Annotated in this window: 8 protein-coding genes; all 8 read right to left on the bottom strand. The window is 64.3% G+C overall.

Features of this window, described 5'->3' with window-relative positions; all coding sequences use genetic code 11:
- Positions 1-9: 9 nt before the first annotated feature.
- Positions 10-1,719 (bottom strand): APC family permease, encoded by a 1,710-nt coding sequence (locus tag EB230_RS26565; RefSeq protein ID WP_056564329.1) that lies wholly within the window; start codon positions 1,717-1,719, stop codon positions 10-12.
- A gap of 253 nt (positions 1,720-1,972) precedes the next feature.
- Positions 1,973-4,342 (bottom strand): aminomethyltransferase family protein, encoded by a 2,370-nt coding sequence (locus tag EB230_RS26560; protein ID WP_056564326.1) that lies wholly within the window; start codon positions 4,340-4,342, stop codon positions 1,973-1,975.
- A 271-nt stretch (positions 4,343-4,613) separates the two neighbouring features.
- Complete coding sequence (locus tag EB230_RS26555; RefSeq protein WP_172374228.1) at positions 4,614-5,240, bottom strand: sarcosine oxidase subunit gamma; 627 nt, start codon at positions 5,238-5,240, stop codon at positions 4,614-4,616.
- The gene (locus EB230_RS26550) at positions 5,233-8,214 is read right to left on the bottom strand and encodes a sarcosine oxidase subunit alpha (protein ID WP_172374227.1); all 2,982 of its coding nucleotides are present in this window, start codon (positions 8,212-8,214) and stop codon (positions 5,233-5,235) included. The genes EB230_RS26555 and EB230_RS26550 overlap by 8 nt, the downstream gene beginning before the upstream one ends.
- Positions 8,214-8,489, bottom strand: coding sequence for a sarcosine oxidase subunit delta (locus tag EB230_RS26545; protein WP_056564319.1), 276 nt, complete (start codon positions 8,487-8,489; stop codon positions 8,214-8,216). The genes EB230_RS26550 and EB230_RS26545 overlap by 1 nt, the downstream gene beginning before the upstream one ends.
- A gap of 16 nt (positions 8,490-8,505) precedes the next feature.
- Positions 8,506-9,759 carry a sarcosine oxidase subunit beta family protein gene (locus EB230_RS26540; RefSeq protein WP_056564316.1) on the bottom strand — a complete coding sequence of 418 codons (1,254 nt, stop codon included), beginning with the start codon at positions 9,757-9,759 and terminating at the stop codon, positions 8,506-8,508.
- Positions 9,760-9,795: 36 nt separating this feature from the next.
- Positions 9,796-11,103 (bottom strand): type III glutamate--ammonia ligase, encoded by a 1,308-nt coding sequence (gene glnT, locus EB230_RS26535; protein WP_056564313.1) that lies wholly within the window; start codon positions 11,101-11,103, stop codon positions 9,796-9,798.
- Between the two features lie 94 nt (positions 11,104-11,197).
- Complete coding sequence (locus tag EB230_RS26530) at positions 11,198-12,526, bottom strand: FMN-binding glutamate synthase family protein (protein WP_056564310.1); 1,329 nt, start codon at positions 12,524-12,526, stop codon at positions 11,198-11,200.
- Between the last annotated feature and the right edge of the window lie 3 nt (positions 12,527-12,529).

The following is a 12,529-nucleotide window of genomic DNA, read 5'->3' as shown; positions in this document are numbered from 1 at the left end:
GTTGCCCTGTCAGATGACGAATACCCAGTTGGCGATCAGCATCACCACCACGCCGGCGACCAGCGTCAGGTAGGGCAGCATGCCTGCTTTCTTCACCGAGAGGTCGGTTCCCGTCATGCCGAGATCGGCCAGCATGTGGTCGGGGAACTTGCCCTTGTCCTGGATGTAGTGGCGGAAGCAGAACACCGGAATGATCAGCGCCGCGGTGATGAGCCCGGCCCACAACGCCATCGGGTTCCACACTTTGGCACCGGCGCCCATGAAGATCGCGTTGACATAGGCGAAGATCGCTCCGATTGCGAGCAGCCAGGTCGGCGCCTTCCATGGCCGTGCGATATGGCCGTTGTCGATGCGGTGGATCCAGCCGGCATTGAGGTTGAGGAAGTTGAAGATGATGTAGCCGCAGTTCGACACGGCGAGGATGAAGAAGAAGCTCGTCGCATCGGCCGAGGCGATGGCCAGCACGATCAGGTTGAAGCAGAGGTCGGTCCACATGGCACGGGTCGGCGCGCCATGTTCGTTGACGTGGCTGAGATAGCGCGGCAGCCAGCCGTCCACCGAGCCCTGGTAGAGCGTGCGCGAGGAGCCGGCCATCGCCGTCATGATGCACAGCACCAGCGCCAGGATCATCAGCATCACCAGGAGGCTGTGGATGAGCTTGCCGCCGCCGACCATGCCGGCAAGCGCGTCAGCGACGCCGGAGCCGTCGACGATCGGCGTTGCAAGCATGCCGTTGAGGCCCAGCACGCCCTGGAAGGTGAAGGGCACCAGGATGAACAACAGCATGCAGAGCAGGCCGGAATAGAAGATGGCCTTGAACGTGTCGGTGCCGGGATTCTTGAACTCGGAGGTGTAGCAGACGGCGGTCTCGAAGCCGTAGGTTGACCAGGCTGCAATGAACATGCCGCCGAGCACCAGCGTCCAGCCGGCGATATTCCAGGCGCCGGGATCCGGCGCATAGGCGGCCGCCAGCGGCACCAGCGGCGAGAAGTTGGCCCAGTTGATCTGCCCGGTGAAGATCGGCACGACGCCGACGATCAGCATCGGGATGATGACCAGCAGGCCGATATATTTCTGCACATTGGCGGTGCCGAGGATGCCGCGATGCTGGATCGAAAAGATGATCAGCATCAGTACCGCGCCGATGAAGAAGGTCGCATTGAAGGTGAAGGAGACCGGACCCAGCGTGTGGCTGTACAGCGTCCAGTTGCGGATTGCCGGCGTCGCGGCGGTCGTCACCGCTGCAATCGCGTCGGCGGGCGCCGTTCCGGCATGCGCCGCGATATAGGCGACGACTTCCGCCGAGGTCTCGGTGAACAACGGCACCGGCGCCAGCGCATTGAGGACGTAGGCGGCCGCGATCGAGCAGCCGAGCGACAACACCGGCGACCAGGCGAACCAGTTGCACCACACAGACAGCGGCGCGATGAACTTGGAATAGCGCAGCCAAGCCGTTGCGCCGTAGATCGAGGCGCCGCCGGACTTGTTCGGGAACAGGCCGGCGATCTCGGCATAGGTGAAGGATTGCAGGAAACCCATGATCATGGACACCGTCCAGATCAGGAAGGCCAACGTTCCGGTCGTGCCGGCAATGCCGCCGATCGAAAACAGAACCAGTGCCGGAACGCCGCTTGCCACCCAGAAGGCGCCGCGCCAGTCGATATGCCTGAGCAGCTTGCTATCGGCAGGCTGCTCCAGGGCCGTACTTATGGTGCTCATGTCAGTGACTTCCCCTTTTTCGATGTTCCCCGCCGGCGATGCCTCGACTTTGCGAAGCTTGCTCCCCGGCCCACGACAACACGACTCTAATGTTTCCACTCAGTCGTATTTTTTTCTTAAGAGTGAAGATTGATCCGGCGCGCTTTCAGGTCAAGCGTTTTGTGAAACCGTACACATCACGCTTGCGCGCGCACGCGACAATAAGGCTCGCGGCACTGCTGGTGCGCGGTTTTGCCTGTCCTGGAGGCAATGCTCAGGAACGCGGTCTGGTCTTGTGCGGGTCGTAGTGGGCGAAGGCGACGACACGCGCCGGCAGCCTTTTGGCATGGCCGTCGAGCTTGCCGATCTCGACCTCGGTGCCGATGGCCGCATGGGTGACGTCGAGCCGCGCCAGCGCGATGTTCTTGTTCAGGACCGGCGAACGCATGCCCGAGGTGACGACACCGATCTGGGCACGGCCGACATGGACGCAATCGCCATGGCCGACAGCGACATTGGCGTCGATGTCTAGACCGACCAGTCTGTTCCGCGGGTTTTCCTTGCGCCGGATCAGCGCCTCGCGGCCAATGAAATCATCGGTCTTGCTCTTTAGCGGCACGGTAAAGCCGATGCCGGCCTCGAACGGGTCGGTCTGGTCCGAGAATTCGTAACCGGCGAAGATCAGTCCAGCCTCGATGCGCACCATGTCGAGCGCTTGCAGGCCCATTGGTTTCAGCCCATGCGGCTGGCCGGCTTTCCATATGGCGTCGAACACCTTTTCGGCGTCGCGCGGATGGCACCATATTTCGTAGCCGAGCTCGCCGGTATAGCCGGTGCGCGAGACGACGACCGGTACGCCGTTGCCGCCGCCGATGCGGGCGACGGCGAAGCGGAACCATTCGAGCTCATCGATTGATGGCTGTAACGGTGATGTCCAGATCACGTCCCTGAGGATGTCACGGCTTTTCGGGCCCTGCACGGCGACATTGTGCATCTGGTCGGTCGATGAGCGCACCAGCACGTTGAGATCGAGCTTTTTTGCCGTCTCGCGCAGCCATTCGCCGGAAAGATCGTCGCCCCCGACCCAACGGAAATTGTCCTTGCCGAGCCGGAGTAACGTGCCGTCGTCGATCATGCCGCCATGCTCGTAGCACATGGCGGAGTAGACGACCTGGCCGACGCCGAGTTTCTTCACATCGCGGGTCAGCGTGTATTGCAGCAGCGCTTCGGAATCCGGGCCGGTGACTTCGAACTTGCGCAGCGGCGACAGGTCCATTATCACCGCGTCCTGCCGGCAGGCCCAGTACTCAGCTATCGGCCCATCCTTGGCGAAGGCGTTGGCCAGCCAATAGCCCCTGTACTCGGCGAAGTTGCGGGTGTGCTTGGCAAAGCTCGAATGAAAGGCTGTCTCGCGGGTCATTTTCGGTTCCGAATCGGGCGTCATGCGTCTGGCGATCGCTCGCGAGAATTTGTGCTGGCCGGAATAGGTCCGCACGTGGATGTCGGTCAGGTCCCAGCCATTGGCCGGCGTCGTGTCGTCGGGGCAGGCGGAGGAGACGCAGACGATGTCGGTCAGCGCGCGCAGCAGCACATAGTCCCCGGGGCGCGACCACGGCTCGTCCGAGACCATGATGCCATGCGCGTCGATCGCGGTGTTGAAGAAGAAGTTGATCGCCATCCAGCCGGCGCGAGGACTGACACCCTTGCCGGCCAGGGCGCCGTTGAAATTCTCCGAACAGTTGGTGTGGCCGGGATAGCCGATGTCGTCATAGTACTTCGCCGCGCAGGCGAGTGCGAAGGCATCATGCCGGCCGCACGTATCCTGCACCACCTCGACCAGCGGCTCCATGTCCTGGTCGTAGTATTTCGAGTGCAGGCCCGGCATCGGATAGCTCGATCCCATCAACGTGCGCGTCGTCGTCACGTCGAGTGGATGGTCGAGGCCCTTGTCGAGCTTGCGCGCCGAAAAGCACTGGAAATCGGTGCACTGGCGCCCGTCGACATCGATGATCTGCAGATAGTCGCCCGCCTTGACGAAATAGGATTCGGCGGTTGCCGAATGGACGCGTAGGTCGAGCACCGGATCGGCGAGGGGATCGGCAAGCTGCGATTTTGTTTTCAGGCGGATCGTGACGCGCCGCACGACAACCGTAAGCGGCGTTGCCGTGTCGTGGCCATCGACCAGCATCGGGCCGCCGGGGGCGGCGATGATCATCGAGCCGTCGCGAGCGACGGTAAAACCCTGTTCGGTGCCTGCAGGCGTGGCACTGCCGAAGACGCGGACTGCCTTGGCCTGGTCAAGCTGAACTTGCCGGCGCGCGATGCCCCGCCGCAAGGCACCGAGACTGTCATCGCCAGCGGTCAGCAAATCCTTGATGCCGGCGGCATTGCTGTTGGATCTTTCGCCGAGGATGGCGGCATCGGTGACGCCCGTGGCGTCCCAGGCCAGCAGTTCGCAGGCCTGGCCGCCCTCGACATTGCGGACCGTGATCGTATCACCCGCCTCGACCTCGATCAGCACCGCGCCATTGCCCTGGATCGTGTAGCGTTCCATGCCCGGCGGCAGCGCGATCTGGCCAGGCCTCAGGATGAGGCTCGGGCGCGGCGGTCCTGTTGTGATCGTGGGGTAGGGCGACTGGCTCATCTCAGCCTTGCGGTTCGAGAAACAAGTTTGCCTGTGTGTAAAATTATTTTAGCAGCAAGAATAGCAGTGCGGTTGCGTTTGGCAAGGTGAAGCGCCCATCTTCCCTTCTCCCTTGTGGGAGAAGGTGGATCGGCGCGGAGCGCCGAGACGGTTGAGGGGTGCGTGACGGATCACCGTCATTGCCAAGCTGTAGCACCCCCCATCCGACCTCGCTTCGCGAGGCCACCTTCTCCCACGGGGGGAGAAGGGAAGGCCACGGTAAGGTGCTAGACTAGGTCAATTCCTCGGAATGCCCGATGTTGACGCCATACTCCACAGCCGAGTCGAGCATCGTATGCCACAGGCTTTCGGCAAAAGTCGCAAACACAAGAACGTTGAACACCGCCTGGCCATCCGCCCGGTCATTGCCGCGCCAGATCGTGACGCTGGTGTGATCCATCGAGGTTGCGGCCGCCGTCCCAACCGCGAACGTATCGGGGTGCAGATCGATCGAAGACAGCTTGGCCAGCATTGCGCGTGCCTTGGCGCCGGAGGCGCTGATCAGCACGCGCGCGTGCGATTGGTCGGACAGCGACGTCGATGCGGCAAAGGCAGGCGCAAGCGCCCCCGTCCCATGCTTGCCGCCTTGCGACAGGACGAAAAACTGATCCGGCCCCGACCAGATCAGTGTTGCGTCCGCCGTGGTGACCGCCTTCGGCGTTTCCGGAGCGGCGACGCCGAACCTGCCCTTCGCGGCCTTGGCCATGTCGGCTGCCTTGCCGCGTCGCGCCATCACCTGGACGAGGTCGAAATTGCGGATCTCGGTCAGCAAGACGCCGGCATCGCCACGTGCGCCATACGCACCCGACACGAGCGCGCGGTCAAGCGGACTGCGGATGTCCCAGGAAAACTCAGCCACGCTGGCGCCCTCCATCCGGATCGTAGAAGACGGGATGACACAGTTCGACATCATAGTCTTCGCCGCGAATCGGGTCGTGCGCATGGACGATCTCGCCGATGCGTTCGCGGCCGCGCTCGACGAGCGCGAGCCCGATCCACTGGTCTGATGTCGGCGAGAAGCAGACCGAGGTGACATAGCCTTGGTCGTTGCCTGGCCCGGGCGTCTGCCCCTTCGGGATAATATGCGCACCGGAGCGCAGCCGGCGCGCTCTGTCGGTGGGCCTGACTCCGACGACGACCTGACGGTCTGGCGCGACCAGCGCCTCGCGCCCGGCCATGACACGGCCGATGAAATCTTTCTTGGTGGACATCATCTTGCCGAGGCCTAGGTCGGCGGCCGTCGTCGTGCCGCTCAGTTCCGGTCCGGCGATATGGCCCTTTTCGATGCGCATCACGCCAAGCGCCTCGGTGCCGTAAGGCGTGACGCCGAAAGGCCGGCCGGCCAGCATCAGATTGCGCGCCATCGCTTCGCCGTAGCGTGCGGGAACGGAAATCTCGAACGCCATCTCGCCGGAGAAAGAGATGCGGAACAGCCGTGCCTTGATACCGCCGCGCAAGGCGACTTCCCGCGCGCCCATGAACGGGAAACCTTGGTTGGAAAGATCCTCCGCCGGGTCGACGACCTCCTTCAGCAGATCGCGGGTCTTCGGTCCGGCGATGGAGAACTGTGCCCATTGGTCGGAGACCGAAGTCAACTGGACGTCGAGTTCCGGGAACAGCACTTGCCGACAGTATTCGAGATGCTGCATCACCAGCCCGGCCTTGGCGGTGGTGGTGGTGAGGAAGTAGTGGTCTTCGGCCAGCCGCGACGTCGTGCCGTCGTCGTAGACGATACCGTCCTCGCGCAGCATCAGCCCGTAGCGTGCCTTGCCGACGGCGAGGTTGGAGAAAGTGTTGATGTAGACGCGGTCGAGGAAGGCGCCGGCATCCGGGCCGTGCACGTCGATCTTGCCGAGCGTCGAGACATCGCAGAAGCCGACGCCGCTTCGTACTGCCTTGACCTCGCGGGTCACAGAGTCCAGCCAGTCCTTCTCGCCCGCGCGCGGATACCACTGCGCGCGCTTCCACAGGCCGGTGTCGACGAAAACGGCACCCCGTTCGGCTGCCCAGTGATGCGACGGCGTTAGCCTTGTGGCGTGGAAAGTCTCGTCGCGATGATGGCCGGCGAAGGCACCGATGGCGACGGGCACATAAGGCGGCCGGTAGATCGTCGTGCCGGTCTCGGGAATGGAGCGGGCGCTCACCGCAGCCATGATGGCGAGGCCGGCGACGTTCGAGGTCTTGCCCTGATCGGTCGCCATGCCGAGCGTCGTGTAACGCTTCAGATGTTCGACCGATTCAAAACCCTCGCGCTGCGCCAGCTCGATGTCGGAGGCGGTGACATCGTGCTGGTAGTCGACAAAGGCCTTGCCCTTGCCGGCAACGTGCCAGAGCGGCGTCAGCGAGAACGCCTCGTCGCCGGCGAGTGGGGCTGAGCCGGTCTTGCCGGCACGCCCGGCATCGCGCGCTGCTGCAGCACCTGCGGCGAACCCTTCAGCCAGGCAGGCGCCGAGGCCGAAGGCACCATTGGCGGCACCCGCCGCGACCATGCCGGGCGGCGCGCCGTCGGGAACGAAGGCGGCGATGTCGTCGCGCCATTTTGGCCGGCCGCGATGATAGGAGGTCAGCCCGACCGCCGGATTCCAGCCACCGGAAACCGCAAGCCCGTCAGCCTCGACCTCGGCGCGCGCGCCCCCGGTCAGCGACACGGCGATTTTCCTGACGCCATCCTTGCCGCCGTCAACGCCGCTGACAGCGCCGTGCAGCACCGGGAAGCCGCCCTTGGAGGCAAGCGAGCGATGGGCAGGGGAGACGTCGGCCCGCGCGTCGATCACCGCGGCGATCCGCAGTCCGGCTGCGAGTGCGGTCTCGACCGTGCGCCAGCCATCCTGGTTGTTGGTGAACAGCGCGACGCGTTTTGCGGGAGTGGCGGCGTAGCGCTTGACATAGGTGCGCATCGCCGAGGCCATCATCACACCGGGCGTGTCGTTGCCGGCAAAGACGATCGGCCGTTCGATGGCGCCGGCCGCGACAACACAGCGCTTCGCAACGATCCGCCACATCCGCTGACGCACCTGGTGTTCGGGCGGCGAGGGCAGGTGGTCGTTGACCCGCTCCAGCGCGCCATAGGTGCCCCCATCATAGACGCCGAACAGTGTCGTGCGGGTCATGATGCGGACATCGGGCATTGCCGTGAGCTCAGCCAGGGCCCGCGACAACCATTCGGCGGCCGGCAGGCCATCGATCGTGCCGCCATCCGACAGCAGCCGCCCGCCGGGCGCAAAATCCTCTTCGCACAGGATGACGCGGGCGCCGCCGCGGCCGGCGGCAAGTGCCGCTGCCAGACCAGCCGGACCGGAGCCGGCGATCAGCACGTCGCAATGCGCCCAGGCCTTGTCGTAGTGGTCGGGATCGGCAACACCGGCGGCGCGGCCAAGGCCAGCGGCGCGGCGGATCGCCGGCTCGTAGATCGCTTCCCAGAATTTCGCCGGCCACATGAAGGTCTTGTAGTAGAAGCCGGCGACGAAGATCGGCGCGAACAGCTGGTTGACCGACATGACGTCGAAGCGCAGCGACGGCCAGCGGTTCTGGCTGGCGGCCTCGAGCCCTTCGTAGAGCTCGGCCGTCGTTGCCTTGGTGTTGGGCTCGCGCCTGGCGCCTGTGCGCAGTTCGACCAGCGCGTTGGGCTCTTCCGAGCCTGATGTCAGGATGCCGCGCGGGCGATGGTATTTGAACGAGCGGCCGACCAGCTTGACGCCATTGGCAACGAGTGCCGACGCCAGAGTGTCGCCCTGGAAGCCGGAAAAGCTCTTGCCGTCGAAACGGAAGTTCAGCGGCGCCGTGCGGTCGATGAGACCGCCATTGTCCAGCCGGTTTTTCTGCGCGCCGGCCATCACGCGTCAACCTTCGCCGCGCCGGCACCCGGCGCCGGTTCGACCGCGGAAATCTCATGCGTCAGCGTGTTGCGCGTGACCTTCAGCCAAGCCCGGCATCCGCCGCCATGGTACCAGTTCTCGTTCATCACGCCGGCGATGTTGTCGCGCAGATAGACATAGTCGAAGACGGCATCCTCGCCGGCATCCGCCGCCGGCCGCACCGGTTTGGCGTCGCCGAGATAGGTGAACTCGCCGAGTTCGCGTTCGCCGCAGAAGGGACAGACAATACGCATGATTTTCTGGCCGTCCTCAGTGCAGGTTCGGTTGGGCGCCCTGGCCCTTTTCGTCGATCATGGCGCCAGTCCGGAACCGGTCGAGGCGGAACCGTGCGGCCTCCTCATGCGGCGTGTCGCGGGCCAGCAGATGGGCAAAGACAAAGCCCGATCCTGGCGTTGCCTTGAAGCCGCCATAGCACCAGCCGGCGTTCAAGTAGAGGCCGTCGACCGGCGTCTTGTCGATGATGGGCGAGCCGTCCATGGACATGTCCATGATGCCGCCCCACTGGCGCAGCAGGCGCACGCGGCCGATCATCGGCATCAGCGCCATGCCGCCCTCGCAGACGTCTTCCATCACGGGCATGTTGCCGCGCTGGGCATAGGAGTTGTAGCCGTCAATGTCGCCGCCGAAGACCAGCCCACCCTTGTCCGACTGGCTGACATAGAAATGGCCGGCGCCGAATGTCATGACGTTTGGGATCAGCGGCTTGATCGCCTCGGAAACGAAGGCTTGCAGCACATGGCTTTCGATCGGCAGGCGCAGGCCCGCCATATCAGCGACGCGCGACGAGGAGCCGGCGACCGCCATGCCGACCTTGCCGGCGCCGATCCTGCCGCGCGAGGTCTCGACGCCGGTCACCTTGCCGTTGGCGTCCCTGACAAAGCCTGTCACCTCGCAATTCTGGATAATGTCGACGCCGAGACCGCTCGCCGCATGGGCGTAGCCCCAGACCACGGCGTCGTGCCGCGCCGTGCCGCCGCGCCGCTGCAACAGCCCGCCTTGCACGGGAAAGCGCGCATTGTCGAAGTTCAGGAACGGCATCATCTTCTTGACCGCCGCGAGGTCGAGCAGTTCGGCGTCGATGCCGTTGATGCGCATGGTGTTGCCGCGTCGCGCATAGGCGTCGCGCTGCGCGTCCGAATGGTAGAGGTTGATGACGCCGCGCTGGCTGACCATTGAATTGTAGTTGAGGTCCTGCTCCATCCGCTCCCACAGCTTCATCGACAATTCGTAGAAGCCGGTGTTGCCCGGCAGGCCGTAATTGGAGCGGATGATCGTGGTGTTGCGGCCGGCATTGCCGGAGCCGATCCAGCCCTTTTCCAGCACGGCGACATTCCTGACGCCGTATTCGCTGGCGAGAAACCAGGCCGTGGCAAGGCCATGGCCGCCGCCGCCGATGATCACCACGTCATAGCGATCTTTCGGCGTGGCGTCGCGCCAGGTGCGTTGCCAGTTCTTGTGGCCGGAAAGGGCGGCCCGTGCGAGCGAGAAGATCGAGTATTTCATCAGTTCATTCCGAGGTCGCTCGCACCGCTGGTACGGCTAGATGTCCAGCGTGTGGTCGCGCTCCCATTGCGTGAAGTGCGAAGCATAGGAATTCCATTCCTGGTGCTTCAGCTTTAGGTAAGCCGACGAGAATTCCTCACCCAGCGCCGTCTTCAACGATTTGTCCTTGTCGAACTCGCGCAGCGCGTCGAGCAGGTTGAGCGGCAGTTTCGGCGCGCCCTTCACCGTGTGCCCGTGCTGGTACATGTCGATGTCGTAGCGCTTGCCCGGATCGGCCTTCGAGCGGATGCCGTCGAGGCCGGCGGCGATGATGACGGCCTGCAACAGATAAGGGTTGGCCGCGCCGTCCGGCAGGCGCAGTTCGAAGCGGCCGGGGCCTGGCACGCGCACCATGTGGGTGCGGTTGTTGCCGGTCCAGGTGACCGTGTTCGGCGCCCAGGTCGCGCCGGAGATTGTGCGCGGCGCGTTGATGCGCTTGTAGGAATTGACCGTCGGGTTGGTGATCGCGGCAAGCGCCGAGGCATGCTTCATGATGCCGCCGAGGAAATTCTTGCCCTTGGCCGACAGGCCGAGTTCCATCGAATTGTCGGCAAAGACATTGGTCTTGCCCGTCTTGTCCCACACCGAGATATGAGCATGGCAGCCATTGCCGGTCAGGCCCTGGAAGGGTTTTGGCATGAAGGTGGCGCGCAGGCCGTGCTTCTCGGCCACTGACTTGACCATAAACTTGAAGAACGAGTGCTTGTCGGCGGTCGCGAGCGCATCGTCGAAGGCCCAGTTCATCTCGAACTGGCCGTTGGCGTCCTCGTGATCGTTCTGGTAGGGGCCCCAGCCCAGCGCCAGCATGTGATCGCATATCTCGGCGATGACGTCGTAGCGGCGCATCACGGCCTGCTGGTCGTAGCACGGTTTCGAGGCCGTGTCGTATTTGTCGGAGATGACGCTGCCGTCCGGCGAGATCAAAAAGAATTCGGCCTCGACGCCGGTCTTCACATGCATGCCGTCGCCGGCAGCCTCCGTGATCAGCCGCTTCAGCGTGTTGCGCGGCGCCTGGTCGACCTCCTTGTCGTCCATGATGCAGTTCGCGGCGACCCAGGCGACGTCGGGCTTCCATGGCAACTGGATGACCGAATCCGGATCCGGCACCGCCAGCATGTCCGGATGCGCCGGCGTCAGATCGAGCCAGGTGGCAAACCCTGCGAAGCCGGCGCCGTCCTTCTGCATGTCGGCGATGGCTTGCGCCGGCACCAGCTTGGCGCGCTGGCCGCCGAACAGATCGGTGTAGGAGATCATGAAATATTTGACGCCGTTCTCCTTGGCGAATGCGGCGAGATCGTTCCCCATTATAGTTCCTCGCTTATGGTATTTTCGGTGTGCTGTTTCTTCGTTCGAGCGTGATCTCTTCCGGAAACCGGAATTCACTTTTCAGGATCATGCTCTAGAAGCCGTTCTTCCCCGGTATCCAGTTGGTGCCGGCCAGCGGTACGCCAGCCATGGCGGCGGCTTCGATGGTGAGCGCGACGAGATCCTCGGGCTCAAGATTGTGCAGGCTGTTCTTGCCGCAGGCTCGCGCGATTGTCTGCGCCTCGAGCGTCATCACCTTGAGGTAGTTGGCCAGCCGGCGGCCGGCGGCCACTGGGTCGACCCGCTTCATCAGTTCGGGATCCTGCGTGGTGATGCCGGCGGGGTCGCGGCCTTCATGCCAGTCGTCATAGGCGCCGGCCGTGGTGCCGAGTTTGTTGTATTCCGCCTCCCAGCGGGGGTCGTTGTCGCCGAGCGCGACCAGGGCTGCCGTTCCGATCGAGACGGCATCGACGCCGAGCGCCAGCGCCTTGGCGACATCGGCGCCGTTGCGGATGCCGCCGGAGACGATCAACTGCACCTTGCGGTGCATGCCCAAGTCCTGCAGTGCCTGCACTGCCGGCCTGATGCAGGCGAGTGTCGGCTGGCCGACATTCTCGATGAACACTTCCTGCGTTGCCGCCGTGCCGCCCTGCATGCCGTCCACCACGACGACATCGGCGCCGGCCTTCACGGCGAGCGCGGTGTCGTAATAGGGGCGGGCACCGCCGACCTTGACGTAGATCGGCTTTTCCCAGTCGGTGATCTCGCGCAGTTCGAGGATCTTGATCTCGAGATCGTCCGGGCCGGTCCAGTCGGGATGGCGCGAGGCCGAGCGCTGGTCGATGCCTTTCGGCAGCGTGCGCATCTCGGCGACGCGGTCGGAGATTTTCTGGCCGAGCAGCATGCCGCCGCCACCCGGCTTGGCGCCCTGGCCGACAACGACCTCGATGGCATCGGCGCGGCGCAGGTCGCGCAGGTTCATGCCGTAGCGCGACGGCAAATATTGGTAGACCAGTTGTTTGGAATGGCCGCGCTCCTCCTCGGTCATGCCGCCATCGCCCGTCGTGGTCGAGGTGCCTGACAGCGTCGCGCCGCGCCCGAGCGCTTCCTTGGCCGGGCCCGACAGCGAACCGAAGCTCATGCCGGCGATGGTGATCGGGATCTTAAGCTCGATCGGCTTCTTGGCGTGGCGCGAGCCGAGCACGACCGAGGTATCGCAGCGCTCGCGATAGCCTTCGAGCGGATAGCGCGAGATCGAGGCGCCGAGGAACAGCAGGTCGTCGAAATGCGGCAGCTTGCGCTTGGCGCCGGCGCCCCGGATGTCATAGATGCCGGTCGCCGCGGCGCGGCGGATCTCGGAAAGCGTGTAGTCGTCGAAGGTCGCGGATTTGCGCGGCGTCGTCGGCGGGTTGCGATAGGTCATGCT

This window comes from Mesorhizobium sp. NZP2234, assembly GCF_013170765.1.
Lineage (GTDB): Bacteria > Pseudomonadota > Alphaproteobacteria > Rhizobiales > Rhizobiaceae > Mesorhizobium > Mesorhizobium loti_D.
Note: the sequence above shows the minus strand (reverse complement) of the source record. Positions and strands in the feature narration are given on the sequence as shown.